This is a genomic window from Ralstonia nicotianae (assembly GCF_018243235.1).
Classification (GTDB): Bacteria; Pseudomonadota; Gammaproteobacteria; order Burkholderiales; family Burkholderiaceae; genus Ralstonia; species Ralstonia nicotianae.
Map to the genome: position 1 here is coordinate 1,002,003 of NZ_CP046675.1, position 25,886 is coordinate 1,027,888.

General features: G+C 64.3%; 25 protein-coding genes and 2 pseudogenes. 16 read left to right on the plus strand and 11 right to left on the minus strand.

Annotated elements, in window-relative coordinates; all coding sequences use genetic code 11:
• Nucleotides 1–24 precede the first annotated feature (24 nt).
• Both GO999_RS20520 and GO999_RS20525 read right to left on the minus strand, forming a co-directional pair.
• Nucleotides 25–1,056: an SPFH domain-containing protein gene (locus tag GO999_RS20520; protein WP_011004578.1), complete on the minus strand. Its 1,032-nt coding sequence runs from the start codon at nt 1,054–1,056 to the stop codon at nt 25–27.
• Between the two features lie 42 nt (nt 1,057–1,098).
• Nucleotides 1,099–1,488 (minus strand): DUF350 domain-containing protein, encoded by a 390-nt coding sequence (locus tag GO999_RS20525; RefSeq protein ID WP_020830394.1) that lies wholly within the window; start codon nt 1,486–1,488, stop codon nt 1,099–1,101.
• A gap of 418 nt (nt 1,489–1,906) precedes the next feature.
• Between GO999_RS20525 and GO999_RS20530 the strand changes: the two genes are divergently transcribed.
• Nucleotides 1,907–3,105, plus strand: a protein-coding gene (locus tag GO999_RS20530) for an IS3 family transposase (protein WP_211906792.1) whose coding sequence is annotated in 2 segments (ribosomal slippage) — nt 1,907–2,222 and nt 2,222–3,105 — 1,200 coding nt in all. Because the reading frame shifts where the segments join, the coding sequence is not laid out codon by codon here.
• 217 nt (nt 3,106–3,322) lie between these two features.
• On the opposite strand, the gene GO999_RS20535 is transcribed toward GO999_RS20530, so the two are convergent.
• Nucleotides 3,323–4,125 (minus strand): IS5-like element IS1421 family transposase gene (locus tag GO999_RS20535; RefSeq protein WP_354542400.1). Its coding sequence is split into 2 segments (ribosomal slippage): nt 3,323–3,778 and nt 3,781–4,125, totalling 801 coding nucleotides; the frame shifts between segments, so codons are not numbered across the junction.
• Between the two features lie 182 nt (nt 4,126–4,307).
• On the opposite strand from GO999_RS20535, the gene GO999_RS20540 reads away from it, so the two are divergent.
• The 3 genes from GO999_RS20540 (at nt 4,308) to GO999_RS20550 (ending at nt 7,671) form a co-directional block, all read left to right on the plus strand.
• Complete coding sequence (locus GO999_RS20540) at nt 4,308–5,309, plus strand: IS110 family RNA-guided transposase (RefSeq protein WP_020829879.1); 1,002 nt, start codon at nt 4,308–4,310, stop codon at nt 5,307–5,309.
• A 382-nt stretch (nt 5,310–5,691) separates the two neighbouring features.
• Nucleotides 5,692–6,189 carry a hypothetical protein gene (locus tag GO999_RS20545; RefSeq protein WP_127592251.1) on the plus strand — a complete coding sequence of 166 codons (498 nt, stop codon included), beginning with the start codon at nt 5,692–5,694 and terminating at the stop codon, nt 6,187–6,189.
• A 426-nt stretch (nt 6,190–6,615) separates the two neighbouring features.
• The gene (locus tag GO999_RS20550) at nt 6,616–7,671 is read left to right on the plus strand and encodes a hypothetical protein (RefSeq protein WP_249215075.1); all 1,056 of its coding nucleotides are present in this window, start codon (nt 6,616–6,618) and stop codon (nt 7,669–7,671) included.
• Between the two features lie 235 nt (nt 7,672–7,906).
• Here GO999_RS20550 and GO999_RS20555 read toward each other — a convergent pair.
• A pseudogene (locus tag GO999_RS20555) lies at nt 7,907–8,318 on the minus strand (transposase); the annotation flags it as partial.
• Nucleotides 8,319–8,623: 305 nt separating this feature from the next.
• Here GO999_RS20555 and GO999_RS20560 point away from each other — a divergent pair.
• From GO999_RS20560 to GO999_RS20590, 7 genes are all read left to right on the plus strand, one after another.
• Nucleotides 8,624–9,883, plus strand: coding sequence for an ABC transporter substrate-binding protein (locus tag GO999_RS20560; protein ID WP_028854557.1), 1,260 nt, complete (start codon nt 8,624–8,626; stop codon nt 9,881–9,883).
• Nucleotides 9,884–9,931: 48 nt separating this feature from the next.
• Nucleotides 9,932–10,801: a branched-chain amino acid ABC transporter permease gene (locus GO999_RS20565; protein WP_014631870.1), complete on the plus strand. Its 870-nt coding sequence runs from the start codon at nt 9,932–9,934 to the stop codon at nt 10,799–10,801.
• On the plus strand, nt 10,798–11,766 hold the full coding sequence (locus tag GO999_RS20570) for a branched-chain amino acid ABC transporter permease (RefSeq protein ID WP_019719997.1): 969 nt from the start codon (nt 10,798–10,800) through the stop codon (nt 11,764–11,766). Before GO999_RS20565 ends, GO999_RS20570 begins: the two co-directional genes overlap by 4 nt.
• Nucleotides 11,763–12,512, plus strand: coding sequence for an ABC transporter ATP-binding protein (locus tag GO999_RS20575; RefSeq protein WP_028861886.1), 750 nt, complete (start codon nt 11,763–11,765; stop codon nt 12,510–12,512). The genes GO999_RS20570 and GO999_RS20575 overlap by 4 nt, the downstream gene beginning before the upstream one ends.
• On the plus strand, nt 12,509–13,219 hold the full coding sequence (locus GO999_RS20580) for an ABC transporter ATP-binding protein (RefSeq protein WP_020830396.1): 711 nt from the start codon (nt 12,509–12,511) through the stop codon (nt 13,217–13,219). Before GO999_RS20575 ends, GO999_RS20580 begins: the two co-directional genes overlap by 4 nt.
• 130 nt (nt 13,220–13,349) lie before the next feature.
• A complete protein-coding gene (locus GO999_RS20585; protein ID WP_016726292.1) occupies nt 13,350–14,927 on the plus strand; it encodes a polyamine aminopropyltransferase in 1,578 nt (525 codons plus the stop codon).
• Between the two features lie 13 nt (nt 14,928–14,940).
• The gene (locus GO999_RS20590) at nt 14,941–16,563 is read left to right on the plus strand and encodes an NAD(P)-binding protein (RefSeq protein ID WP_211906798.1); all 1,623 of its coding nucleotides are present in this window, start codon (nt 14,941–14,943) and stop codon (nt 16,561–16,563) included.
• Nucleotides 16,564–16,598: 35 nt separating this feature from the next.
• Here the strand turns inward: GO999_RS20590 and GO999_RS20595 are convergent, their stop codons facing one another.
• Nucleotides 16,599–17,315 (minus strand): dienelactone hydrolase family protein, encoded by a 717-nt coding sequence (locus GO999_RS20595; RefSeq protein WP_011004587.1) that lies wholly within the window; start codon nt 17,313–17,315, stop codon nt 16,599–16,601.
• 129 nt (nt 17,316–17,444) lie between these two features.
• On the opposite strand from GO999_RS20595, the gene GO999_RS20600 reads away from it, so the two are divergent.
• The 3 genes from GO999_RS20600 to GO999_RS20610 all read left to right on the plus strand — a co-directional run bounded on the left by GO999_RS20600 (nt 17,445) and on the right by GO999_RS20610 (nt 18,839).
• Entirely contained in the window at nt 17,445–17,807 is a 363-nt protein-coding gene (locus GO999_RS20600) for a DUF1304 domain-containing protein (protein WP_014631877.1), read from the plus strand.
• A 38-nt stretch (nt 17,808–17,845) separates the two neighbouring features.
• Nucleotides 17,846–18,535: a glutathione S-transferase gene (locus tag GO999_RS20605; RefSeq protein WP_211906799.1), complete on the plus strand. Its 690-nt coding sequence runs from the start codon at nt 17,846–17,848 to the stop codon at nt 18,533–18,535.
• Nucleotides 18,536–18,650: 115 nt separating this feature from the next.
• Nucleotides 18,651–18,839 carry a peptidoglycan-binding domain-containing protein gene (locus tag GO999_RS20610; RefSeq protein WP_081357767.1) on the plus strand — a complete coding sequence of 63 codons (189 nt, stop codon included), beginning with the start codon at nt 18,651–18,653 and terminating at the stop codon, nt 18,837–18,839.
• 129 nt (nt 18,840–18,968) lie between these two features.
• Here GO999_RS20610 and GO999_RS20615 read toward each other — a convergent pair whose 3' ends face one another.
• The gene (locus tag GO999_RS20615; protein ID WP_249215076.1) at nt 18,969–20,207 is read right to left on the minus strand and encodes a hypothetical protein; all 1,239 of its coding nucleotides are present in this window, start codon (nt 20,205–20,207) and stop codon (nt 18,969–18,971) included.
• Nucleotides 20,208–20,767: 560 nt separating this feature from the next.
• Here GO999_RS20615 and GO999_RS20620 point away from each other — a divergent pair.
• Both GO999_RS20620 and GO999_RS20625 read left to right on the plus strand, forming a co-directional pair.
• Nucleotides 20,768–20,915, plus strand: a pseudogene (locus GO999_RS20620) (cyanase); the annotation flags it as partial.
• 157 nt (nt 20,916–21,072) lie between these two features.
• Complete coding sequence (locus GO999_RS20625; RefSeq protein ID WP_081357832.1) at nt 21,073–21,282, plus strand: OST-HTH/LOTUS domain-containing protein; 210 nt, start codon at nt 21,073–21,075, stop codon at nt 21,280–21,282.
• 337 nt (nt 21,283–21,619) lie between these two features.
• Here GO999_RS20625 and GO999_RS20630 read toward each other — a convergent pair whose 3' ends face one another.
• The 5 genes from GO999_RS20630 to hppD form a co-directional block, all read right to left on the minus strand.
• Entirely contained in the window at nt 21,620–22,780 is a 1,161-nt protein-coding gene (locus tag GO999_RS20630; RefSeq protein ID WP_211906801.1) for a WD40/YVTN/BNR-like repeat-containing protein, read from the minus strand.
• 32 nt (nt 22,781–22,812) lie between these two features.
• Entirely contained in the window at nt 22,813–23,082 is a 270-nt protein-coding gene (locus tag GO999_RS20635) for a MoaD/ThiS family protein (protein WP_019719987.1), read from the minus strand.
• A gap of 233 nt (nt 23,083–23,315) precedes the next feature.
• Nucleotides 23,316–24,275, minus strand: coding sequence for an MBL fold metallo-hydrolase (locus GO999_RS20640; protein ID WP_071014336.1), 960 nt, complete (start codon nt 24,273–24,275; stop codon nt 23,316–23,318).
• A gap of 44 nt (nt 24,276–24,319) precedes the next feature.
• Nucleotides 24,320–24,757: a RidA family protein gene (locus GO999_RS20645; RefSeq protein ID WP_211906802.1), complete on the minus strand. Its 438-nt coding sequence runs from the start codon at nt 24,755–24,757 to the stop codon at nt 24,320–24,322.
• Between the two features lie 41 nt (nt 24,758–24,798).
• Nucleotides 24,799–25,839 (minus strand): 4-hydroxyphenylpyruvate dioxygenase, encoded by a 1,041-nt coding sequence (hppD, locus tag GO999_RS20650; protein ID WP_211906803.1) that lies wholly within the window; start codon nt 25,837–25,839, stop codon nt 24,799–24,801.
• Nucleotides 25,840–25,886 lie beyond the last annotated feature (47 nt).

A 25,886-nucleotide genomic window follows, 5' to 3' on the forward strand; every position in this document is an offset into this window, starting at 1 on the left:
GCCGGATGATGCGGCTCACCCCGCTCAGCCCGCGCCGCCGGTCAGCGCCTTGAGCACGGCCGCCTTGCCGGCATCGAAATCGGCCTGGGTGATCAGGCCCTTGTCGAGCAGCTCCTTGAGCTTGGCCAGGCGCGCGGCCGGGTCGTCGGCAGCCGGAGCGGCCTGTGCGGCCGGCGCGGCGCCGGCGTTGCCCTGCAAAGACGTGCGCAGGCTCTCGGCCATGGTCTGGCCCATCACCATGCCCGCCGCGAGGCCAGCACCCGTGCCGGCGATGCCACCTTCGTTGCGCGCGGCCAGCGGCAGCGATTCGGCGGTCTGGTATTGCGTGAAGCGCTGCATGTCGCCGGTCATGTCCATGCTGATGCGGCGGTCCAGCGCGGCCTGCAGCTCGTCGGGCAGCGTCACGCTGGAGACCTGGAAGCTGTCGAGCGCCAGGCCGTACTGCGTGAACTGCGGCAGCAGCGCCTCGCGCACCTTGTTCGACAGCAGCGTCTGGTTGGCGGCCAGGTCGACGAACGGCACGCCGGATTCGCCGAAGGCCGTGGCCATGGCGCCCATGATGACGGGGCCCAGCTGCTGCTCCATGTCATCGACGGTGTAGACGTCGCGCGTGCCGCTGACCTGCTGGTAGAACAGCTTGGGATCGGTCACGTGGTAGGCATACACGCCGAAGGCGCGCAGGCGCACCATGCCGAAATCCTTGTCGCGCACCGTCACCGGCTGCGGCGTGCCCCAGCGGCGGCCGAGCTGCTGGCGCGTGCTGAAGAAGTAGACATCCGACTTGAAGGGGGACTCGAACAGCTTGTCCCAGTTCTTCAGGTAGGTGAGCACCGGCAGCGTCTGCGTGGTGAGCTTGAACATGCCGGCGCCGAACACATCGGCGATCTGGCCTTCGTTGACGAACATCGCCATCTGCGAGTCGCGCACGGTGAGGCTTCCGCCGTTCTGGATCTCCATGTCCTGCATCGGATAGCGCCAGGCGAGCACACCGTCTTCGCTTTCGGTCCATTGCAGGATGTCGATGAACTGCTTCTTGATGAAACTGGACAAGCTCACGGGGAAACTCCTTCGCTTTCGTGTGCGTTGAGAGACAGGGATTCAGGCCAGGCAGGCCGCGTTGATGATGCCGACCGCCAGCGCGCTCACGCCGAACAGCCCGCCGGCCGCCGTGTTGTCGTGCTCGATCTGCACCCGATAGTCCGGCATCAGCCGCGTCAGCACCATGAACACGACCAGCTGCACCACCGACGCCATCACCGCCCAGAACAGGAACGGCACCAGGCCGTCGCTGTGCTGGATGCTGGACGCGATGGTCAGCACGAAGCCGAGCAGCGCGCCGGCCAGCGACAGGGCCGCCGCCATGTTGCCTTCGCGGATCAGCTTGAACTCGTCGTACGGCGTCAGCTTGAGATACACGAAGAAAAAGCCGGCGAAAACGATGGCGCCGGCCAGCAGGTGCGTTGCGTAGGCAAGGATGGGGGCGATCATGTGGATCAGGGCTCCGGACGCGGTCGGTGGCTGCAAGTGGCGCCACTATAGCGGGCTGCGTGACGCTTGCGTACCCCCCGGGGACGTGGCCGGCGGCAGGCCCGCACGGCCTGGGCCGCGCTTTGTTACCGGTTCTTAATGCCAAGAAGGCGGCCCAGGCGCGATCCAGCATTCAGACGGTCTCTCGTGACCACGAGGTGTCCCAAGAAGTCGTTGTGCACGATGACGGTGCTTGCTGCATCCCTAGCCGCTTACTTAGTCGGATGTGGAACAGCGCCAACCGCACCGAGTTCCCACAACCATCAGCCTCCTTGATGAGGCCTCATGGAGCGCCCCCCTGAATCTCAGGACACGAGGACTCTCTTAAATAGCGAGTAGTCTTGTGACTATCAGTAAGCCTAGTCATTACGTGGAACCCATCGAGATTCTGACCGAGCCGGAACGTCGCCGCCGACGCACGGCACATGAGAAAGTCGCCATCGTGCAAGAAACACTGGTGCCGGGAGCTTCGGTATCAGCGGTCGCCCGCCGGCATGGCGTGAACGCCAACCAGGTCTTCGGTTGGCGCAAGCAATATCAAGAAGGCAGCCTAACAGCGGTCAAGGCAGGCGAATCGGTCGTGCCCGCATCTGAGCTGGCCGCCGCCGTCAAGGAAATCAGGGAACTGCAGCGGTTGCTCGGGAAGAAGACACTGGAAGTCGAAATCCTGAAAGAAGCCGTGGAGTGGGGACGCTCAAAAAACTTGGTTGCGCGCTCGCCCTTGCTGCCGGAGGACGACCGATGAAGACGGTCTGCGATGTTCTCGGCGTGGCGCGCTCTGCAGTGGCGGTCAAACAGAGGCGCTCGACCGATTGGCAAGATGGTCGCTGTGCTCGCTCGACCAACGATGTCGAGCTGGTCGAGGAAATCCAGGCTCACGTGGTGGGCCTGCCGACCTACGGCTACCGGCGCATCTGGGCACTGCTGCGGCGCAGCCGCGAACTGACGGGTGCGCCGTGCATCAACCACAAACGTATCTATCGGGTCATGCGCGACCATCAACTGCTACTGCGCCGTCCCGGCGCACGTCGTGACCGACGTCGGCATGACGGCCGCGTCGCCGTGGACCGGAGCAATCGGCGGTGGTGTTCGGACGGCTTCGAGTTCCGGTGCGACGATGGCACGCCACTGCGCGTGACGTTTGCGCTGGACTGTTGCGACCGCGAAGCCATCAGTTGGGCGGCAACGACTGGAGGGCATAGCGGCGATGTTGTGCGCGACGTGATGCTAGCGGCCGTTGAACAGCGATTCGGCACCACGCAGGCCGAGCAGCGCATTGAATGGCTGACGGACAACGGCTCGGCCTATACCGACCATCGCACGCGCAGCTTCGCTCGCGAGCTCGGCCTTGAGCCACTGACGACGCCGGTTCGCTCCCCGCAAAGCAACGGTATGGCCGAGTCGTTCGTGAAAACGATGAAGCACGATTACGTCGCCTATATGGACAAGCCTGACGCGCCAACGGCGCTCTCGCGTCTGGCAATCGCCTTTGAACACTACAATGAGCGCCACCCGCACAGCGCCCTGAAATACCGCTCGCCACGGGAGTTCAGGAGGACTGCGGCATCCTTAACTTAACGATGTCCGAGTGTCCTGAGATGCAGGGGCAACTCCACCTCAGTGGAGTTGTCCTCTCTTATGCTGAGACCGAACACGAGCGCAAAGCTGAAGCCTTTCGGGCCAACACCGAACAACTGAAGGCGTTGCAGGACTTGGAGCGGCGACAGTCGGCCGTTGCCCCAGGACTAACAAGCCCACTCTACTGTGCTCGCGCCGCACCCACCCCTTAGAGTCGCTAACAAAACCGATCAACAAATCGTCCGCAGATGACGGCGCAAGCCAGGGTGAGCAAAGCGAGGTGAGTCTGAAGAGAACGCTCGAAACGAATGCGCAACTTGCCGAATCCAGCAAGCCAGGCATGGGTGCGTTCGACCACCCAGCGATGCTTGCCGAGCCGGTCGTTCTTCTCGATGCCACGGCGAGCGATCCGGGGAGTCATGCCCCGCTTGCGCAGATGCCGGCGGCATCGCGCGAAGTCGTATCCCTTATCCGCGTGAAGCTTGTCGGGGCGGCATCGCGGGCGGCCATCGAGTCCGGGCACGCTCGGGATGGCGTCAACGAGCACCTCGAACACCACCGAGTCGTGACGATTGGCACCGGTGACCATCAGCGCCAACGGCACGCCGCGCCGATCTACGACGAGATGGCGCTTGCTACCGAGCTTGCCGCGATCCGTTGGATTCGGCCCCGTCTGCTCGCCCCCCGGGGGCTGGCCACCGTTGCACCGTCGACACTGGCTCGGCTCCAGTCAATCTGGTCGTGTTCGCGTAGGCGCTTGAGCAGAGCCAAATGCAGCCGCTCCCAAACGCCGTTGGCCTGCCACTCCCGCAGGCGACGCCAGCACGTCATGCCGCTGCCAAAGCCCAGTTCTTTAGGCAGGTCTTCCCACGGGATACCGGTATGCAGAACAAACAGGATGCCGTTGAGCGCCGCCCGATCATCCACGCGCGGACGACCGCCTTTGGTCGAAGGCTCCACAACCGGCAGCAGCGGTTGCAATGCCTTCCACAGTTCATTGCTGATCTTCTTTCGTGCCATGCCAACAACAACGCTCAACCACCTGCGTTCGATGACTTGGTTTTGTTAGATGGTATGGACGCCTCCCCCCGGCAACGAGCAGGCCCGACCATGAGAGTCGGAATCCGAGGGATCCTCGCCGCGACGGCAACGCTGTGCCAGAGTGGAGATGTCAAGTAACCACCCGAGCGGGAGGACCCAAAATGAAGCTTACTGTAATCGGCATGGACATTGCCAAGCATGTCTTTCAATTGCACGCGGTCAACCCTAGCACCGGCGAAATCGAGCGCATCAAGCTCAGGCGCAGCCAGCTTCTGGAGTTTTTTGCGAAGCGGGAGCGTTCGTTGGTGGCGATGGAAGCTTGCGGTGGCGCGCATCACTGGGCCCGAGAGTTGTTGCAGCTCGGACATGACGTCAAGCTGATCTGCCCTCGGTCCGTACGCCCCTTCGTGTTGCGCAACAAGAGCGACGCTGCCGACGCGCGTGCCATCTGGACAGCAGTGCAACAACCCGAGGCACGCCTTGTTGCGGTCAAGAGCGAGGCGCAACAAACCATCCTCGCCCTGCACCGCCTGCGCGCCCAACTGATGAAGTTCCGGATCATGCAGACCAACGCGCTGCGTGGCTTGCTCCACGAGTTCGGCGAAGCGTTGCCGGAAGGCTATCAGGCCCTCTCAAAGGAGATTCCTGCGGCCCTTGCCAAGGTCTCGGATCGCTTGCCGGCCATGCTGATCGACAGCCTGCGCGAGCAGTGGGCTCGCGTGCAGGCTACGGACAAAGACATCAACCTACTTGAGCATCGGCTCAAGCTCGCACTTCGCGACAGTCAGCAATGCCAAAGGATCGCTGAAATCCCTGGTATTGGCTTGCTGACTGCAACCGCCGCCGTCGCCACCATCGGCGACCCCCATACCTTCCGCTCCGGCCGCGAATTTGCTGCCTGGCTCGGGCTGGTGCCAAAACAAGTCGGAACGGGCGGCAAAGTTCGACAACTTGGACTGAGCAAGCGCGGCGATACCTATTTGCGAACACTACTGATGCACGGTGCGCGATCAGTTATTACTCGTGGTACGCGATCCCCGTGGCTCGACGGCCTGCTTGCTCGACGTCCCTTTAACGTGGTGGTTGCCGCACTGGCAAACAAGCTCGCCCGCACGATCTGGGCGGTTCTATCTCGAGGTACTCCGTACCATGGTGCGGCCTAAACAAGCCGACATTGCTGGGTTCGAGTACATCGGTTCCTCTTCACCAAGGAGCGCAAGCAACTACGCATAATGGCTAACAGGTTGGACCGGGACGAGGAAAGTCTGGTAAGAAAAATGAACCTTCGTGTTCGATTGTTAGATGAGACCCTCGTCAGCGAAATCCATATGGGCCAGCAGGCCAAACGGCCTGCATCAACGGGCCGGACATAAGCGTGCTGCCTTTACCTGCCGACCAACATGCCAAACAGCTTGCAATCCGGGAGGCGTCCACATAAGCGACTCTTAATGGACGCCAAAGCAGGGACGAAGCGGTTGGCTGCCTGAGGGACGTTGTTGTGTTCTTCACTTACCCTCCGCTTGTTTTGGTGTCGGTGGTTTACGTATGCGTTCGCTCCGACTCAGTATTCCAAACCAAACGCCTACGGGAAATTTGCGGGCGGCCGGCCCGATCCAGGCAGACCGTTCAATTGCCACGGACACCATTGCCCGACGCGAGCTGCGCCGAGAGGCTACCGTGAATATTCTCAATCTCGCCAAAATGGTGAAAACGAAACGCTGCAAAACTGAAACATCTGAAAATGTGCCGGAGTCAAATGCAATCGATTGCTTGCAGAGCTCGGCCGCAACAGCGCGTGATCGTGATGATGGGGCAATGCCTTTGCAGCCACCCGATATGCTGATGCGTCAGCAATCCCATGCAAAGCGCCGCTCGCCTTTCCAGGAGGCGCAGCGCTTCCAGGAAAGCGGCTTGACTCGATTTATACGAGTGACTGAATCAATAATCTCGTGGATTTGGATTGCGCCGCAAAAACTTGATCGTCGCATTCTTGAATCAACACCCATAAAAATATTTTATTTATCAAAAATGAAACATTTATAAGAAATTTAAGGCAGATATGAATTATCTTCACATTTAGGTTTTCCGCGATCATCTAACATGCGCTCATATGCGGCAAGCGCGTTTCAGCTCCAGCCTCTTTTGCGGGAAGTTTGTTTAAGCAATGATTTCAGAAAATTTCCGCTATCACATAACGCAATAAATATGAAAGAACGGAGCAAAATGATGATCAAGCCAAATCGCAATCTTCTGTGGTCAGCACTCGTCGCCGCTTGCCTCACAAAATCCATAGGCGCAGCCGCCGATACAGTATGGGTCAGCAAGGACTGCACCGGCGGGCCCTGCACAGTCCAAGGAGGACCATACCCTACCCTCGGCTTTTTCAGGCTAACCGGCTCTTCGTTTGGCTGGTCGGCAACGTACACCGGTACTCCCCAGCGATTTTGGGTATCGCAAGGCGGCGCGAACATGGCCGACACGCAGCTCTCTACGTCGAATGGAGATTTGGGAGGTACAGCAAACCTCCCATTAGGCAATTGGTATATCAGCATCAAAACAGCTCTCATGGGACCCGGGAACTATTCGGTGCAGGGCCCAGCTGTCCACGGCGATCCACATATCACAACGACGAACGGGGTCCACTATGACCTTCAGGGGGCGGGCGAGTTTGTTCTCTTAAAGCACAGTGACAACGGCTTCGAGGTGCAAACTAGAATGACGCCGCTGGCCACCGTTGCGCCGCTTCCACCGGATCCGCACACAGGCCTGTCCAGTTGTGTGAGCCTCAACACAGCTGCGGCCATTCGCGCTGGCAGGCAACGCGTTACCTATCAGCCCAATCTCTCAGGCCAACCTGATCCCTCGGGCATGCAGCTTCGAGTTGATGGGCAGTTGGTGCGAGTTGGGGCTGGCGGATTGACACTGAACGATGGCACGAAGATCTTCCGTGACGCCGCTACCGGTGAGGTACGGGTCGATTTTCGCGATCAGTCATTGGTGCGGATCACGCCTCATTGGTGGAAGGAAAGAGGTGTGTGGTATTTGGACTTTGACCTCACGCCACCGAACAGGTCGATGGGCATCGTCGGTGAAATCCCTCGTGAAGGCGGCTGGCTACCAGCCCTGTCAGACGGTACATCCATGGGCCCAATGCCGACTTCTCTCACGGATCGCTTCAAAGCGCTCTATGTGAAGTTCGCGGATTCCTGGCGTGTCAGCGACTCAACCACTTTGTTCGACTACGCCCCTCATACGTCGACGAAGACCTATACGATGAAGACGTGGCCTCCGGAGGACGGCATATGCGAACTTCCGTTCACTGTCCCTTTGATCGGAGTAAACCAAGATGGTGCGGAGCGTGCGTGTAAAGGTGTCTTCATCCCGCACCTTAAGCGCTCTTGCGTCCAGGACGTTATGGTGACAGGCAACCTAGATATCGGGAAAGGCTATGTGCTGTCACAGGGACTTCCAAGATACAAAATCAGAGTCCCCAACGGCAAGCCGAATGATGTCGCGAAGGAGTAGCGTGGTGGCGGTGGATGGTCTGGCACGAGCTTGATATGGAGAGCATGTGCTGGATTGTGGCACCCAACTCGAACCGGAACCGCCATGAACAACTCTCACGACCAATGGATTGGCCTTGCGTTCCCCAACGATACGCGATCGGGCAATGAGTTCCGGACTCGCCTAGCATGAGCGGGCTAGCTCCAGAGGCCCATACTGTTATTGCGGGCGGTGCTGACGCTCAGTAGCGCCCACAAACGAGGTGGTGTTTTGAGCCGGGTCGAGCGCGATCGGTGGAATTGGGTCCTGCTTTTGACCTGATCCCGCAGCGCGAATTGGAGGAAGAACCGACGACGACGCGTGACCAGTCGATGCGGTCTGCCGCACGCAGCTTCGCTAGCAAAACTTCGTGCAATCGGTCCCAGACACCGGCCGCTTGCCGGTCGGGCAGACGGCGCCAGCAGCTCATGCCCGAGCCGCAGCCCATTTCCTGCGGCAGCGCCTCCCAGGGAATTCCGGACTGCAGCACGAACAGGATGCCGGTCAACACGGCGCGATTGTCCAATGGCTTGCGCCCTGGGTTTAGGGGCCGACGTTGCATAGGCGCCGACAACAAAGATTCGATCAAAACCCACATACAGGCCGTCACCGACTATCGGTTTGGCCATGTCCTCTTCGCCAAGAAAACAGCAAAGAGGCTAACGGAGCAAGGCGCGAACTAACAGCCCCATCCGCTCAATTTGTTGGAGCTTCTCAATGCCTGGGCATGGATGGCCCCTGCCCCATAGGCGCCGCCGCCTGCCCGCGCCTGCCACCGGCATTCCGTAGAACCCCTTGCCCATCGGCCGTTTTCGCGCATCGCGCACCCTTGTGCAGCTCGGCGGGCACACCTAGAGTTGTCTGCAGGAGACACCCGCGCCACGGCCCGGGATCAGGCGATTGATCGGCTCAACAGCATAGCCAGGGGGCCACCATGACAACACCGGATTGCATCCACGTTGATCGCCGCACTGTACTCAAGAGCGCACTCGCCGCCGCCGCGGTGCAGCTGGCGCCTGCGTTCATCCGCCAAGCGCGCGGCGAAGCGCCTCTGCGCATCGGCATGGTCGACCCGATGACCGGCGTCTACGCGGCCGTCGCGCAGAACGAAGTCACGGGCGCCAGGCTCGCCGTGGCGCAGATCAACGCCCGGGGCGGCATCCTCGGCCGGCCGATCGAGCTGCTGGTGGAAGACTCGGCCAACGACGTCGGCACCGGCGTCCAAAAGGCGCGCAAGCTGATCGAGCGAGACCAGGTGAGCTTCCTGATCGGCGATGTGAACTCCGGCATCGCGCAGGCCATCGCGCAGGTCAGCAACGAGAAGAAGGTGCTGCACATCGTCTCGGGCGGCCACACCGACACCATCACCGGCAGCGACTGCAAGTGGAACGTCTACCGCGTCTGCAACACCACCAGCATGGAAGCCAACGCGGTGGCCAACCTGCTGTTCTCCAAGTACGGCAAGAAGTGGCACTTCATCACGCCGGACTACGCCTTCGGCCACACCCTACAGAAAGCCGCGGCGGCCGACCTGCAGAAGCTCGGCGGCACCATCACCGGCAACGAGCTGACGCCGCTGGGCACCACCGACTTCTCCGCCTACCTCATCAAGGCGCGCGCGGCCAATCCGGACGTGCTGCTGGTGCTGCCGCAGGGCTCGGACATGGTCAACTGCCTCAAGCAGATCGCCCAGTTCGGCATCGGCAAGCAGATGCATATCGCCGGGCTGCAGCAGGAGCTCGAATCGCTCGAGGCGATGCCGCCGGAGGCGCGCGTCGGCATCTGGATGTTCGAGTGGTACTGGAAGCAGCCGGGCGTGCCGGGCGTCGAGCAGTTCGTCGCCGACATCCGCAAGGTCAATAACGGCAAGGTGCCCACCGCGCGCCACTGGTTCGGCTTCACCTCGGTGCACACCCTGGCCGCGGTCGCCAACCGCGAGAAGACCCTCGATTCGAGAAAGCTCGCCGAAGCGCTGGGCGGCTTCGCGCTGGCCGACGACGTCAAGCTGCAGCCCAACAAGTGCTACTACCGCAAGGGAGATCACCAACTGATGACGTCGTCCTTCGTGGGCGAAGCGCTGTCCAGGCCGGCGGGGGACCCGGAAGACCTGTTCCGCGTCGACCACGTGGTCGCGGGCGACCAGACCGCGCCGCCCGAAAGCGCGACCGGCTGCACCATCAAGTGGCCGGCCTGAGCGGGCCGGTCACGCACGCGCGGCACGCCGGAATGCGGGCGACGGGCGATGACGCAACTGCTGCTGTTCAACATCACCAACGGGCTGATCATCGGCGCGTTCTACGTGCTGATGGCGCTCGGGCTGTCGCTGATCCTGAACCTGAGCAACGTGATCAACTTCGCCCACGGCGGCTTTCTGGTCATCGGCGGCTACATCGCCTACACGATCACGCCCTATGTCGGCTTCTGGGGCGCGCTGCTGCTGGCGCCGCCGCTCACCGCCGCGATCGGGCTGGCGCTCGAGCGCCTGCTGATCCGCCGCGTCTACGGGCGTGACCCGCTCTACAGCCTGCTGCTGACCTTCGGGCTGGCCTTCATCTTCGAAGACGGGACCCGCTTCATCTGGGGCGCGCAAGGCAAGCCGGTGACCATCCCGGCCGCCCTGTCGCAGCCGCTCAGCAGCGCGTTCTTCTTCATCACCGGCTACCGGCTGTTCATGGTCGGCACGGTGGCGGTGACGGTGGCGCTGCTGTTTCTGCTGCTGCGCCACACGCGGCTGGGTATCCGCATCCGCGCCGGCACGCTGGACCTGGAGACGGTGGCGGCGCTGGGCATCAACGTGGGCCGGCTGCGCGCGCTGAACTTTGCGGTCGGCATCTTCCTGGCGGGCCTGAGCGGTGTGCTCGCCGCCGGCCAACTGGGGCTGGAGCCGACCATGGGCACCGGGCTGCTGATGCCGAGCTTCATCGCCATCATCGTCGGCGGCGTGGGCAGCCTGACCGGCACGCTGCTGGGCGGGCTGCTGATCGGGGTGGCGTCGGGCATCACGGCGGTGTTCCTGCCGGCGGCGAGCGAGGCGGTCATCTACGTGATGATGGCGCTGGTGCTGCTGCTGCGCCCGCGCGGCCTGCTCGGCGAAGAGGGCATGCTGACATGACCGCCCCGGGCCCGCCCTCGTGGCCGCGCCGGCTGGCGGGCCCGTTCGCGATCTGGGCGGCGCTGCTGCTCGCGCCGTACTGGATGCCGCTGCTGGGCGGCTACACGGCGCTGGGCACGCGCGTGCTGGTGCTGGGGCTGGCGGCCATGTCGGTGAACTTCCTGCTGGGCTTCACCGGCGTGCTGTCGTTCGGCCATGCGGCGTATTTCGGGCTGGGGGCCTACGGCGCCGGCTTCGCGCTCAAGTTCCTCGCGCCCAGCACGCCGCTGGCGCTGGTGTGCGGCACGCTGCTGGGGGGCATCGCGGGCGCGCTGCTGGGGGCGCTCAGCGTGCGGCGGCGCGGGGTGTACTTCGCCATGGTCACCATCGCCTTCGGCCAGGTCTTCTACTACATCGCGTTCCAGTGGAGCGCGCTCACCGGCGGCGACGACGGCCTGCGCGGGTTCTCGCGCATGCCGCTCGACCTCGGCTTCACCACCCTCGACATCCTGTCGAACGCCGATGCGTTCTACTACTTCGTGCTCGCGTGCCTGGCACTGGCGACAGGCCTGATGGCCTTCATCCTGCGCTCCCCCTTCGGACACACGCTGATCGCCATCCGCGAGAACGAGCGGCGCGCGCGCTTTCTCGGCATTCCGGTGAACCGCCACATCTGGATCGCCTTCACGCTGTCGTGCTTCTTCATGGGCTTCGCCGGCGCGCTCTACGCCCTGCTGAACAACTTTGCCGACCCGCGCGGCCTGCACTACAGCCAGTCGGGCGACTTCGTGATGATGGCGGTGATGGGCGGCATGCGCAGTTTCTGGGGCCCGCTGCTCGGCGCGGTGGTGTTCGTGGTGCTGCAGGACTACCTGTCGAGCCTCACCGTCAACTGGATGTCGTTCGTCGGCATGCTGTTCGTGGCGATCGTGCTGTTCTTTCCGCGCGGCCTGCTCGGCGTGCTGCGGCGCAGGGGGCGGACATGAGCGTGCTCGAGGTCAGCCGCCTCGGCAAGCACTTCGGCAGCCTGGCCGCGGTGCGGGATGTCTCGCTGTCGGTGGAGGCGGGCGAGCTGCGCGCGGTCATCGGCCCGAACGGCGCGGGCAAGACCACCTTCTTCAACCTCATCAGCGGCTTCTTCCGGCCGAGCGCGGGCACCATCGTCTTCGAAGGCCGCGACATCACGGCGCAGCCCGCGCACCGGCGCGTGGCGGCGGGCATTGCGCGCACGTTCCAGATCACCGAGATCTTTCCGGAGCTGACGGTGTTCGAGAACGTGCGCATCGGCGCGGAAGTGACGGACGGCCTGCGCCTGCGCCCGTGGATCAGCCGGGCCACACGGGCCAAGGTCCGCCGGCGGGTCGAGGACACGCTCGAGCTGACCGGCCTGCGCGACAAAGCGGACCGGCTGGTCGGCGAGCTGTCCCACGGCGACCAGCGCGCCGCCGAGATCGCCATCGCCCTGGCGCTGCGCCCCCGCCTGCTGCTGCTCGACGAGCCGACCGCCGGCATGGGCGACCAGGAAACCGACGAGACCATGCAGCTGATCCGGCGCCTGCATCGCGACAACCGGTTCACCATCGTGCTGATCGAGCACGACATGCGCGTCGTGTTCGACCTGGCCGACCGCATCACCGTGCTCGACCAGGGGCGCCTGCTGGCCGAGGGCACGCCCGAGGCGATCGCCGCCGACGAGGCCGTCCAGGCGGCCTACCTGGGGAGCGCCGCATGAGCGCTGCGCTGATCGCCGAAGGGCTGCACACCTACTACGGCAAGAGCCACATCCTGCACGGCGTCAGCCTGCAGGCGGAGCCGGGCCGCATCACCGTCCTGCTCGGCCGCAACGGCGCGGGCAAGACCACCACGCTGCGCACGCTGATGGGCCTCACGCCCGCGCGCCGGGGCCGGGTGACCCTGTTCGGCGCCGACACCACGCGCTGGCCGACCTACCGGATCGCGGCCAGCGGCGTCGGCTACGTGCCCGAGGGCCGCCGCATCTTCGCCAACCTCACGGTGGAAGAGAACCTCAAGGTGCCGCGCGAACGCAGCGGCCCGTGGACGATCGCGCGCATCTACGAGCTCTTCCCGCGCCTGGCCGAGCGCCGGCTCAGCCGCGGCCGCCAGCTGTCGGGCGGCGAGCAGGAAATGCTGTCGCTGGGCCGGGCCCTGCTGCTCAACCCGCGGCTGCTGATGCTCGACGAGCCGTCGCAGGGGCTCGCGCCGCTGGTGGTGCGGGAAGTGTTCCGCGTGGTGTCGCGCATGCGCGACGAGGGGATCACCGTCCTGCTGGTCGAGCAGAACGCGCGCATGAGCCTGGAGATCGCCGACCACGCCTATGTGCTGGACGACGGCGGCATCGTCTATGCCGGCAGCGCCCGCGAGCTGGCGGCCGACGAGGGCCGCGTGCGCGCGCTGACCGGTGCCAGCGCGGCGGCCTAGGCGCCAACCCGGCGGCCGGGGCAGCACCGGACGGGGTCGCCCGTTTCGGAAAAAATCGGCACAATCGCGCTCGCCCGATCCGCGCGTTCGCATCCGCGAGCGAGCGTTCACCGTCCCTTTCCGCTCCCGCATGCCGACGCCGCAGCCCGACGCCACCGACACCTCCTCGCAGCCCCTGAACCGCGGCAACGCCCTGCTAGTGCTGGCGGTCTTCGTGGTCGCCTCGTGCGGGCTGGCCTACGAGCTGATCGCCGGGGCACTGGCGTCGTACCTGCTGGGCGACTCCATCCTGCAGTTCTCGTCGATCATCGGCGCCTACCTGTTCGCGATGGGGATCGGCTCGTGGGTCTCGCGCTACGTGGCGGACGACGCGCTGCTGGCGCGCTTTGTCGACCTGGAGCTGCTGGTCGGCCTGTTCGGCGGCGTGTCGGCGGCGGCGCTGTTCCTGCTGTTCGCGCTGGAGTCGGCGCCGTTCCGGCTGGTGCTGTACGCGCTGGTGACGGTGATCGGCGTGCTGGTCGGCATGGAGATCCCGCTGGTGATGCGGATGCTGCATCGCCGCCAGGCCAAGTTCTCCGACCTGGTCAGCCGCGTGCTGACCTTCGACTACCTGGGCGCGCTGGCCGTCTCGCTGCTGTTTCCGCTGGTGCTGGCGCCGCGCCTGGGGCTGGTGCGCACCGGCTTCCTGTTCGGCCTGTGCAACACGGCAATCGCGGTCTGGACGCTGTGGCATTTCCGCGCCGAGCTGGGGCTGTCGGCCCGCCTGCGCGGCGCGATGGCGTGGCGCGCCGGAATGGTCGGCGCGGCGCTGCTGGCCGGCTTCGCCGCGTCGGACCGGCTGACGCACTGGTCGGAGCGGGCGCTGTTCGGCGATGAGATCATCCACGCCATCTCGTCGCCCTACCAGCGCCTGGTGGTAACGCGCTGGAAAGACGACCTGCGCCTCTACATCAACGGCAACCTGCAGTTCTCCTCGCGCGACGAGTACCGCTACCACGAGGCGCTGGTGCTGCCGGCGCTCGAATCCGTGCGCGGCGCGCGGCGGGTGCTGGTGCTGGGCGGCGGCGACGGCCTGGCGCTGCGGCAGATCCTGAAGTATCCGCAAGTCGAGCACGTCACGCTGGTCGACCTGGACCCGCGCATGACCAGCCTGTTCTCGCACGCGGAGGCGCTGGTCGCGCTCAACCAGCATGCCTTCAGCGACCCGCGCGTCACCGTGGTCAACGCCGATGCGGGGCAGTGGCTGCAGACCGCGGCCGACATGTTCGACGTGGCGATCGTGGATTTCCCCGATCCGTCCAACTTCAGCATCGGCAAGCTGTATTCGGTACCGTTCTACCGGCTGCTGTCGCGCCACGTGGCGGACACGGGGCTGGTGGTGATCCAGGCCACCTCGCCATACTTTGCGCCGCGCTCATACTGGTGCGTGGACGCGACGCTCAAGGAGGCCGGCTACCGCACCTGGCCCTACCACGCGCTGGTGCCGTCGTTCGGCGAATGGGGCTTCATCCTGGCGGCGCCCGGCCGCGCCGACTTCCGCCCGCCGACAACCTACCGCGTGCCCACCCGCTTCCTCGATGCCGACACCACGCACCAGATGTTCAGCTTCGCGCCCGACATGCCGCGTCCGCAGGTCGAGCCCAACCGGCTGAACAACCAGTCGCTGGTGCGGTATTTCGAAGAAGACTGGCACGGCGTGCTGCGCTGATGGCCGGTACGCCATGACCACGCGACGCAGCTTCCTGATCGGCGCGGCCGTCACCGGTGTGGCGGCGTCGGGCCTGGCCTCGTGGGCCGGCCTGCGCGCCATCACCGAGATCACGCCCAACGTGCGCCTGCCGGGCCAGGCCGCCGGCCACCGCCTGCGCGACATGAAGGCCCTGCCCGCGCCCGCCGAGACGCGCCGCGTGGGCGTGGCGATCTGCGGCAGCGGCATCGGCGGCCTGAGCTGCGCCTGGCGGCTTGCCAAGGCGGGGCAGCGCGACGTGGTCGTGGTCGAAGGGCCCGAGCGCTTCGGCAACGCGGCCGGCGGCGCGTTCGGCACGCAGCGCTTTCCGACCGGCGCGCACTACCTGCCGCTGCCGTCGATGGAATCGACGCACGTGCGCGAGATGCTGGCCGACTTCGGCGTGATCGAGCGCGACCCGTTCGGCCTGCGCCCGACCTACGACGAGCGGGTGCTCGTCCACGCGCCGGACGAGCGCCTGTGGCTCGGCGACCGCTGGCAGGACGGCTTCGTGCCGCACGACGGCATCTCCGAAGCCGAGCGTGCCGAACACACCCGCTTCTTCGCCCACGTCGACCGCCTGCGCCAGACCGCCGGGCGCGACGGCCGCCGCCTTTTCACAGTGCCCACCGCGCTCGCCTCCGCCGACCCGGCCTGGCGCGCGCTCGATGCGCTGAGCTTCCGCGACTGGCTGCACCGCGAAGGCTACCGCGCCGCCACCCTGCACTGGTACGCCGACTACTGCTGCCGCGACGACTACGGCGCCACCGCCGACCATGTCTCGGCCTGGGCGGGCCTGGCCTACTTCGCCAGCCGCGGCGGCCTCGCCGCCAACGCCGAGCCGGGCACCATGCTGACCTGGCCCGAGGGGCTCGACTGGATGGCCCACCGCCTGTCCGACGCCGCCGGCCTGAACGAGCCCGGACGCCTGCTGGCCGGCAGCGCCGCCCGCATCGGCCACACCCGCGAAGCCGGCGCCCGCGTCTTCGCCGATGTGCTGGAACCGGACGGCCGCGTGGTACGCCTGCTGGCCGACCACGTGGTCAGCGCGATGCCGCTGCATGTCGCCAAGCATGTCGTCGAAGGCTTCGACGTGCCCGCCGCCGAACTGCCCGAGGCCGCGCCGTGGCTGCTCGCCAACCTGCTGATCGACGGCTTCCCGCGCGAGCACGACGATGCGCCGCTGGCGTGGGACAACGTGGTCTACCGCGGCACCGGCCTCGGCTACGTGGTGGCCAATCACCAGGACATCCGCGTCGGCCCGCCGGAGCAGTCCGTCTTCACCGCCTACGTGGCGCTGTCCGACATGACGCCCAAGGCCGCGCGCGAATGGCTGAGCCAGGCCGCGCCGCAAACCCTGCTGGAACGCGCGATGCGCGATCTGGACACCGTGTACGGCATCCGCCTGCGCGCCCAGATCCGCCGCGCGGACCTGACCCTGCGCGGGCACGGAATGGCGATCCCCTCGCCCGGCTTCCTGTCCCGCCCCGGCATCGCGCGCCTGCGCGAGAGCGCCGGCCCGATCCACTACGCGCACGCCGACCTGTCGGGCTACTCCGTCTTCGAGGAAGCCGCCTGGTGGGGCGACCAGGCGGCGCGGCGCATCCTCGCGCGCTGAGCGGCACCGCGTGCCGGCACGCCGTCAGATCGAGATCAGCCCTGGCGCGGCCACAGGGTGCGGCCGAAGAACGTGAGCGCGCGGTCCCATGCCTGCTGGGCCCAGACCGGGTCGTACTGCGTATGGGCAATGCGGCCCGGGCCCACGGCCGTCTCGTTGGCAAAGGCGTGGTGCGCCAGGTAGCGGTGGAACTCGACCGACACGCCGCCCTCGGCCAGCTTCTGCTCCAGCGCGTCGACCGTCTCGAGCTTGAAGAAGCCGTCCTGCGTGGCCCAGTGGCCCTGCACCGGCACCTTGATACGCGATGCGTCGATGTATTCCAGCGGCGGGAAGCCGTACCACACCACGCCGGCCGCGGCCTCCGGCACGTTGCCCAGCGCCAGCAGCGTCAGCGCCCCGCCCATGCAGTAGCCCGTCACGCCCACGCGCTCGCAGCGCTGCTTGAGGTATTGCACCGCGCCGCGGATATCCTGGCTGGCGGCATCGCCGAAGTTCAGGTTGGTCATCAGGTGGTGGGCCTCTTCCTCTTCCACCGTCGCGCTGCCGCGGTAGAGGTCGGGCACCAGCGCCACGTAGCCGGCCGCGGCCAGCCGGTCGGCCACGCCGCGGATCTGGTCATTCAGCCCCCACCACTCCTGGATGACGACCACGCCGGGCGCGCCCGCCTCCTGCTCCGGCCTGGCCAGATAGCCCTGGAGTTCCTGGCCGTCCGGGCGCTTGAACGAAATCATGGATCCCTGCTTTGCTTGCATGCGATTGGCTCCGAGTCGCAACGAAAGCGCACAGCATAGCCGCGGGCGATGACTTTTGCAGGCGCCCCGGATGCCATTTTTTGTGCCGCAGCCTCTATCATTGCCGGATCGCCCTTCCCCAGAATCGTCATGATCCGGAACCTCGCCCTCATCGCTTACCTGCTGGTGCTGCTGATCCACGTCTACATCGTCGTGCTCGAAATGGTGCTGTGGAAAACGCGCGGGCCCAAGGTGTTCCGCATCACGCCGGAGAAAGCCGCCGAGACCGCCGCGATGGCCTCCAACCAGGGGCTGTACAACGGCTTCCTGGTGGCGGCGCTGGTGATCGGGCTGGTGGCGCCGGATCCGACCATCAATGCGGCGTTCGCGCTGTTCGGGCTGATCTGCGTGGCCGTCGCCGGCATCTGGGGCGGGATCACGGTGAACCGGCGGATCGTGCTGGTGCAGACGGTGCCGGCGGTGGCGGCGCTGGTGCTGGGGTGGTTTGCCTGAGGCGGGGCCCCCACTCGAAGCCCCCTGCCCCCACGCATATGTCCACCGACAGTTCCAGTTCCTTGCCCTTGCTCTACAGCTACCGCCGCTGCCCCTATGCGATGCGCGCCCGCATGGCGATGCTGCTGGCCGGCCGCCGCTTCCTGACCTTCGAGGTGGTCCTGCGCGACAAGCCGGCCGCACTGCTGGCGCTATCCCCGAAAGGCACGGTGCCGGTGCTGCAACTGCCTGACGCAGGCGTGCTCGAAGAGAGCTGGGACATCATGCGATGGGCACTGGAATGCCCGGACCAGGACGGCTGGTGGAGCCGAGCCCAATCCACCGGGAACCTGGACTTGCTGCGACGCAACGACGGCGATTTCAAGCATGCGCTGGATCGCTACAAGTATCCGGAACGCTACCCGGATGAGGCGCGACCCCGCGAAGCCCAGCGCTCACGAGCCGTGTCGGCATTGCTGACCTTGCTGGAGGCAAGACTGCAGCGCCAGCGCTATCTGGGCGGTGCCGCCCCATGCGCCACCGACCTGGCGATTTTTCCCTTCGTGCGCCAGTTTGCAGCGGTGGAGCCGGGCTGGTTTGCCGCCCAGGCGTTGCCGGCGCTGCAGAACTGGCTGGCTGCATGGCTGGCCAGCCGCCTGTTCGAGGTCTGCATGACCAAGCAGCCGGTCCAGGCCGTTGCGGTATTTCCGGAGTTTCGAGTTGAGGTTGGGGGTGGTGGTGGTTTTTGAGATGGTTCGCTGCCGGCCAGTTTGAGTCAGCCGGTCTTGCATTGTCGATGACCGTAGTGGACCGCAAAGCGGGCATCGTTGGCGAAGCGCATTTGCGTGCCTCTCTCCACGGCCAATGTTCCCCCACGAGCTCCTCGCGGCCCATACGGAACCGGGGCTCGCAATACATCCCCTCCTTTCCACATTCCGAGCATCGGACGGCTCCTTTGGCGCCGAAACGGAATCAAGAGTCAGGGCATTTCAGCGGCGCAGCATGCTAGTGCCCGACGGGATTGTCGGCCCCCAAGAGCTGGGCGGAACTTGACAAAGCACCATCGCTCCCCAACGCTTGAATTAAGCGCATCACCACTTTTACCGATCGAACCTGAGCAGCAATCAGTCGTGCTAACCAGCGAACAACTCGCGTGCCCCAGTGGGACGCGAGTTGTTCTCTCTACGACGCCTTATCCCTTTGCGGTTCGATCAAGGAGCCACTCAGCCGGTCCAGCAGGGAAAAGAACACGTCGATCCCATAGCCAGTCAGAAAAGCGAGTACCAGCGGCAGCGAGAGAATGTTGCCGCTTACGGCCGGCGACCCCGTCCCTACGGAGGCGGAAAACCATCCTATTACGATGCCAGCGAGTCCCCCGAGCGAAAGTCGCACGATCATTGGAAACACTTCCATCGCCGGGCGTCTCTCGCTCGTAATGTTTCTCATGACGAATATCATTGCGCCGAGCAACCCATACAGGAATGGCATCAACCACGTGGCACGCATGGCCACACTGTTCTTCAGCGTCGACATATAGTTAAGCGCATTTGCCGCATTCACTGCCACGGTTAGCGGTGGGGGCTCTTGGCTGCTGGCGTAAACCACCTCCAACAGGAAGCAATCGTCTTCGAGACTCTCGGATTTGGCGCTACGCACCCACTCAAGCAGATTCTCCGCCTCCGGCGAAAGCTTGAGCCGTCCCGATGCGTCTTGGGCGCAAATATCGGGGGATTGAACTAGTCCGCTCGATAATTCGGCAGTCTTCCCTGCGGTGCTCGTGTCTGGAACCATGGCTCCGGCCGTGCTGATGCCGAAATAACCGCGAATGACCTCCCAGACTGGAAGTTGTCCCTCACCAGTCGTCTCCCTGACGAAAGCGTTGACTTCGTTGATTCGGTCAATCATCTTCCGTAGTTCCACCTTGCGGTTCTGATAGTCCTCATAGGCGGCCCTGTCCGGGTCCGGATTCGGGCGGGCGGATCGCTCCTGTGCCATTTTTCGGAGTGCGCCTAGTTTGATTTCCGGATTAATCGTCGCAATTTCTGCTAAACCGGAAAGCGCCTCCTGCTCCCTGCTCAGGATATTGGCTGAGTAGACAATAATAATCAGAATAACCGGGACGAATATCGACAGATAAAACTGCATCTTACGCAAGCGCGTCTGATTATTTTCCTCCAAGGGATTCCGTCTGCACCGGAGGTCAGAGAGGGTAATCGGAGCAATGATCTTTACGATCTCGTTAATGGCGAACGTCACTGCCCCCACGTCTGGCGGTTTATCGTTGCGTACCGTTGTTTCGGCGGCCTTCAGAATATTAACCAGCCCGCGATCGTATAGAAGTCCCGCGCGCGATGCGTACGCGACGGCCAGCCTCAGATCTTCGAGGAGCGAATTGACATCCACAACGCGTTTTTCAAGCATGACGTTCTTCACCAAGACGCTAGGTGCTGCCCTCTCAGGCGCTAGCCGAGTCTGCCGGAAATCTGCCCATACGGGGTGAAACACACGCAGGCAGTGCCCGGTGAGCCCGGCGGCGAGGCCCAGCACCACAGTCTCGAAGTGAAGCAAATCGTGCCTGGATTATGTGGTGGAACTTGTGCTGGCGCGACCGCCGATAATATGGATAGCGCCACAATAATGAGCTTGATAACAAAATTCATATGTTTCATCACACACTCCTCCCCAGCGTATATTCCGGAAATCGTTTGGCACCCGCGCTGCCTCAGACGCATTCTGGCAACTCTTCTGGCCGGATGATCCTATATATCAAGCCGAGGTATAGGACTTTTCTTAAAATTTTCAACCCGCCTTACGGATGAAATCCAAAGTGCTGACATCAATTTACTTAAAATCGTTTCATTAATGAAAACTTCAGTGAAAGAAATATTTCACTACAGATATTTTCAAAAATTAAATCTGAGCCTTCCGCCGCTGGAGGATCCTTTTCCATTCCGGGTGCGTAGATGGGGAGACATTGGCGCCTGAAGGCCCTCGTCCGCGAAAAGTTCGGCGACGGCATCATCAGCCATCAACTTCAAACTGGCCATCCAGGACGTTGCGGACCCGGAAGGCGGCCACCGCACGGTCATCCCCCTCGACTGCAAGTCCCTTCCGAGCAAACAGTTCTGACCGCGAGTCACGTCGGACAAAGGCCACACGAAATGTGTGGCGCGGCCCGCTTGTTAACTCGAGGACAGCGGGCTGTTTTCCTGCGCTACTCGATAGGCGAGGGAAACCTGTGGCTGCGGAGAATATTGCTCTGCCCTCGCAGAGCCCTGCCGCAGAGATGCTTCGGCGTGCCATTCACCTTCTGGCGAAATCCAAAGGAGCAACTTGGGTCAACAAGGCTAGCGTGTGGCCCAGGATCAAGCGACTGGACCCGGCTTTCTCCTTCAAAGATCACGGCTTCACCAGCTTCAGCGAAATGCTCAAGACATTGGACGCGGTCGTCGAATCTAAGAAAGGTGATAAGGACCATCTGGCGCGATTGAGATAGTGGCCTGACAAGGAGTTGCAGGTAGATACGGCAACCCTTCCGTAGCCTCCAACTCTGCCAGCGCTTCGAAAGTCAGCATCGCGCCACGGATCGGCCGTTCAGTGAGGCGAGTCCGGCAGTCTCTCAAGGGTCGAAAGCGGTCAACGAGCATGCCACCACCAACCAACCGCAACCGGCCATGATCTGTCATTTAGCCATCGGCACGCTCAAGCGTTTTCAGTTTCAACCTCGGCGCCCTCCCGCAAACGAAACAGCCGCCCCCGTTGCCTGTCTTGGCATGCATCGCCAAATCAGCTGAAACGCAGGCGTTTCATATCCACCAGCCCGCCTCACGCCCTCATCCAAAACGGACACAGTAAACCGGCGGCAAATGCGCTGAAACCAAACGCCAGCTTTCGCCGCCGTCGTCGGACGTCCACAGTGCGCCGGTGGTCGATCCCATCGCCAGGCGCGCGCCGGATTCATCCACGGCGAGGCCGTGCCGATACACGAGGTCATATGCCGGTGCGGGCGGCAACCCATTCGAGAAACGCTCGAACGTGCGCCCGCCGTCGCGGGTGCGCGTGACAACGAGCCGGCCGTCTGCCGGGATCCGGCATTGGTCGCGCGCGGCGGGCACGAACCACGCGGTGTCCGGCTCGCGCGGATGCACGGCAACCGCGAAGCCGAAGCTCGATGGCTGCGCTTCGATCCGCTGCCAGTGCGCCGCCCCGTCGGTCGAGCGAAAGATCGCGCAGTGATGCTGCGTCCACAGCACATCCGGGTTGGCCGCGCATTGCACGACGCGGTGCGGGTCTTGCACGTTGGCATCGCCACGCCGATCCGGCGGCATGTAGTCGGCCTCCATGCCGTCGGCGGTCACGCGCCAGGTCGAGCCGCCGTCGGCGGTTTGCCAGACGCCGCCGCACGACACGCCGATCGTCACGTGCCGGCTGTCGCGCGGATCGACCATCACGGAATGGATGCCCGGCGCATCGTAGCCGCCTCCGAACCATTCGCGGCGCTCCGGGCAATCCCACAGCGCGCGGTTGAGCACCCATGTGTCGCCACCATCGTTGGAACGGAAGAGCCCACCGGGAATCGTGCCGGCCCACAAGACGGCCGGTTCGTCCGGACCACCGGTTTCGAGCGACCAGATCTGCTGAAGCGTCCACGGAGGCGATGGCGGGCTGGGCGCGGCGGCGCTCGCATTGTCCGCGCTCGCGTTTGCGCCCGCGTTCGCACCGTCAGCGGCACGCGTCTCGTCGGCGGGCTGCGGCGGGTAGACGGGGACCGCGCACGCTTCCCAATCCGCCATGCCCGCGCGCCGGCGATGCAGCTTCACGCCGAAGTGGCCGAGATTGAGCGCGGCATACAGCGCTCCGTCGCGCGGATCAGGCAGCACCATGCTCACGGGCTCGCCGACGAAATACGGCTCGCTGAGGGTCCAGCCGCCTTCGCCATCGGCCCGCAGAACGAACAGTCCCTTGCGGGTTGCGACAAGCAATCGATCGCTCATGTCGAGTGTCTCCTCGAGTGCGGCCGGCCTCCTTATCCGCCCGACAGCGCCTGTATGACGTAGACCCGGCTTTTCTCGCCGAGCGCATCGGACAGATGTTGCCGGTCGCGCACCGGCTGGCTGTCGACAAACACGGCGAGATGCTTTCGCAGTGCGCCCTGATCGTCCAGGATGTAGCCGCGCAGTCGAGGTTGCGCCGCGAAGACGGCCTCGAGCGCTTCGCCAAGCGTGCGCGCGTCGACCTCGCGCTCTGGCGTTGCGATATGCCGCTGAATCGAAGCAGCGAAGAAGATGTGCGCCATGGAGGGGTGCCGCGCGGGAACCGCCGTGTCCGCTGGCTTTGTAGTGTAGGCGATCCGCCATGGGCTTCGGCGCATCACGCTACGCCAGGCGATCGGACGTTACGATGATCGAAGCGGACAACGGCGACCTGTCGCGGCGCACAGTCGAGGCGGCACAAAGTGACAGGGCATCGGGCTGTTCTTGCACGTGACTCGTCGCTGCCGCGTCGCGGCCTCAACGTCCCCTGATTCCGCTAACCCTGGAGCGCAGCCCACATCTCCTTGTCACGCTGCGCCGTCCAGATGCGCGGGTGCGCAATGCCTCCGGCCTCGTCAAACGCGCGGGACACATCGAACGGCAGGCAATGCTCATAGATGAAGACGCTGCCGAACCGGGCATCCATCAGCGCGCGCGCATGGCGCATCGCGCCTTTCAGGTCGAGGCCCTGGGCGTGTGCTTCGCGGCCGGCCTTGCGCAGCGTGGTGACGAATGCGTGGGTGTAGCGGATGGCATCGTCGGCCGCTCTCGCGGACAGCAACGCGGGACCCCGACCCGGCACGAGCTTCTCCGGCCCGAGCGCCCGCAGGGCCTCCAACGTTGCCGGCCACTGATCCAGGTGCGCGTCGCCGCAGTAACAGGCGGCTTCGTGTTCGACCAGGTCCCCCGAGAACAGCACCTTCTGCGACGGCAGCCAGACCACGGTATCGCCCTTCGTATGGCCTGCCCCGAGGTGCGCGATCCGAACTTCGAGGCCACCCAGCCACAGCGTCAACGCCTGCTCAAACACCAGCGTTGGCCACGTCAAGCCGGGGATGGTTTCCACACCGGCGAACAGGCGCGGGAATCGCTCGATCTCCGACTGCATGTCCTGCTCGCCGCGCTCGACGATCAGATCGTACGTGCCCCGGCTGGCAATGATCTGCTGGCACCCCTGCGCGAGAAATGCGGAGGCGCCCAGCACGCGCACCGCGTGGTAGTGGGACAGCACCAGATGCCGGATCGGCTTGTCCGTGACCGCGCGAATCCTGGCGATCAGGTCTTGCGCCATCGCTGGCGTCGCTGTCGTGTCGACCACGAGGACGCTGTCATCGCCGATGATCACGCCGGCGTTCGGGTCGCCTTCCGCTGTGTAGGCGTAGGCGTTTTCGGAGAGCCGGGTGAAGGTTGTGGCCTTGACTTGCGTGTCGCCGTGGGATGCGAAGGTCTTGCTCATCTGGGGTCTCTTGGTCATCTCGGGTTGCGGTATCGCTCTGCCGATCACGCGGCGCGTGTCGCAGCCACCGCCTTGATCTCGATTAACAGCGTCGGCCTGGCCAGCGCGGCCACGCCGAGGATGGTCCAGGCGGGCGCGCCTTCCTTGATGTAGCGATCCTTGATCTCGCGAAACGCCGCGAGCTGCCGGTCGACATCGACGTGATAGCTGACCAGCTCGACGAGATCCTCGAAGCCGAGCCCGGCCGCCTGCAGGATCGCGCCCAGCCGCTGGAATGCGAGATCGATCTGCTCCTCCACGCTGGCGGGCACGGTCCCATCGGCGCGGATGCCGATCTGGCCGGCGATGAACAGCAAGCCACCCGCCGCGACGGCCGGCGCATAGTTGAACGTCTTGAACACCTCGGTGCTGCCGAACACGGGATGCGGATTCGGAAGGGCGACAGTTGTCTTGGTCGCCTGGGTCGTCTTGAAAGATTGCATGGTGCGTACCTTGGGAAAAAACGGATGCCGGGCTGGCCGGCCTACGCGGCGTTCAACGACCCGCGCCGGACCTGGTCCTGCTCCTGGGATTCGAAGAGCGCCTTGAAATTGCCTTCGCCGAAACCGTCCTCGCCGCGCCGCTCGATGATCTCGAAGAACATCGGGCCGATCTGGCGGCGCGTGAAGCGTTGCAGCAGGATCCGGCCGCCGCCCTTGCCGTCGACGAGAATGCCCCGGCGCTCCATGCTGTCGAGGTTCTGCCCGTGACCGGGAACCCGACCATCCAGGTTCTGGTAGTAGGTCTTGGGCGGCGTCTCCATGAACTCGATGCCGGCGGTTTCCATGGCCGCGATGGTCTGCTCGATGTTCGAAGACAGGAAGGCGATGTGCTGGATGCCCTCACCGCGGTAGTCGCGGATGAACTCGTCGTTCTGGTTCAGCACGCCGGGCTGGTCGTGCGCGGCGGCGGCAATCGGGATCGACACCTTTCCGCACGGGCTCACCATCGAGCGCGCGCGCATCCCCGTTTGCCGGCCTTTCACGTCCAGGTACTGCTTCTGGACGAAGGCAAAGGTGTCCTTGTAGAAGTCGGCCCAGTGGTCGAGGTTCTCCGGCTTGACGATGTTCGAGGTGTGGTCGATCGCCCGGATGGCGGCCTCCGCCACCGCGATGGGCTGCCCTGGCCGATACGGCGTCGAAAACACCGATTCGATGTCGTGATCGATGAAGTAGACCAGGCTGTCGCCGATGCCCACGATCGCCGGCGCGTCGACGACGAACGCGCCGCACTCGGCCGGTGTTGCCCGACGGGCGCCACCGGCCAGCGCCTGCGCCAGGGCATTCGCTGCGTCGTCCACGTGGATCGCGATCGCGCGCGCGGATGCGCCGTGAACATCGCGGAACGGATTCGGCGCGGGGTTCACGATCAGGGCCGCTTCGTTCTGGCGCAGGAGAACCGCCCCCGTCTGTGCATGTTGCCCCTGTGCCTTGAACCCGAGCCTCCCGAACAGGGCTACCAGCTCTTCGGGCTCCTGGCAGACAAACTCGACAAAGGCAAAACCTGCTGTCGTCACGGTACGCATCGGCCACTCCGCATGCAAATTAGGAACGGAGAAAGTTTGCTTCATAT

Coding starts and splice junctions, on each gene's coding strand:
- GO999_RS20525 (WP_020830394.1), bottom strand. CDS start 1,488: ATGATCGCCCCCATCCTTGCCTACGCAACGCACCTGCTGGCCGGCGCC.
- GO999_RS20540 (WP_020829879.1), top strand. CDS start 4,308: ATGAAGCTTACTGTAATCGGCATGGACATTGCCAAGCATGTCTTTCAA.
- GO999_RS20545 (WP_127592251.1), top strand. CDS start 5,692: ATGCGTTCGCTCCGACTCAGTATTCCAAACCAAACGCCTACGGGAAAT.
- GO999_RS20550 (WP_249215075.1), top strand. CDS start 6,616: ATGGCCGACACGCAGCTCTCTACGTCGAATGGAGATTTGGGAGGTACA.
- GO999_RS20560 (WP_028854557.1), top strand. CDS start 8,624: ATGACAACACCGGATTGCATCCACGTTGATCGCCGCACTGTACTCAAG.
- GO999_RS20565 (WP_014631870.1), top strand. CDS start 9,932: ATGACGCAACTGCTGCTGTTCAACATCACCAACGGGCTGATCATCGGC.
- GO999_RS20570 (WP_019719997.1), top strand. CDS start 10,798: ATGACCGCCCCGGGCCCGCCCTCGTGGCCGCGCCGGCTGGCGGGCCCG.
- GO999_RS20575 (WP_028861886.1), top strand. CDS start 11,763: ATGAGCGTGCTCGAGGTCAGCCGCCTCGGCAAGCACTTCGGCAGCCTG.
- GO999_RS20580 (WP_020830396.1), top strand. CDS start 12,509: ATGAGCGCTGCGCTGATCGCCGAAGGGCTGCACACCTACTACGGCAAG.
- GO999_RS20585 (WP_016726292.1), top strand. CDS start 13,350: ATGCCGACGCCGCAGCCCGACGCCACCGACACCTCCTCGCAGCCCCTG.
- GO999_RS20590 (WP_211906798.1), top strand. CDS start 14,941: ATGACCACGCGACGCAGCTTCCTGATCGGCGCGGCCGTCACCGGTGTG.
- GO999_RS20595 (WP_011004587.1), bottom strand. CDS start 17,315: ATGCAAGCAAAGCAGGGATCCATGATTTCGTTCAAGCGCCCGGACGGC.
- GO999_RS20600 (WP_014631877.1), top strand. CDS start 17,445: ATGATCCGGAACCTCGCCCTCATCGCTTACCTGCTGGTGCTGCTGATC.
- GO999_RS20605 (WP_211906799.1), top strand. CDS start 17,846: ATGTCCACCGACAGTTCCAGTTCCTTGCCCTTGCTCTACAGCTACCGC.
- GO999_RS20610 (WP_081357767.1), top strand. CDS start 18,651: ATGTTCCCCCACGAGCTCCTCGCGGCCCATACGGAACCGGGGCTCGCA.
- GO999_RS20615 (WP_249215076.1), bottom strand. CDS start 20,207: ATGCTTGAAAAACGCGTTGTGGATGTCAATTCGCTCCTCGAAGATCTG.
- GO999_RS20625 (WP_081357832.1), top strand. CDS start 21,073: ATGCTTCGGCGTGCCATTCACCTTCTGGCGAAATCCAAAGGAGCAACT.
- GO999_RS20630 (WP_211906801.1), bottom strand. CDS start 22,780: ATGAGCGATCGATTGCTTGTCGCAACCCGCAAGGGACTGTTCGTTCTG.
- GO999_RS20635 (WP_019719987.1), bottom strand. CDS start 23,082: ATGGCGCACATCTTCTTCGCTGCTTCGATTCAGCGGCATATCGCAACG.
- GO999_RS20640 (WP_071014336.1), bottom strand. CDS start 24,275: ATGAGCAAGACCTTCGCATCCCACGGCGACACGCAAGTCAAGGCCACA.
- GO999_RS20645 (WP_211906802.1), bottom strand. CDS start 24,757: ATGCAATCTTTCAAGACGACCCAGGCGACCAAGACAACTGTCGCCCTT.
- hppD (WP_211906803.1), bottom strand. CDS start 25,839: ATGCGTACCGTGACGACAGCAGGTTTTGCCTTTGTCGAGTTTGTCTGC.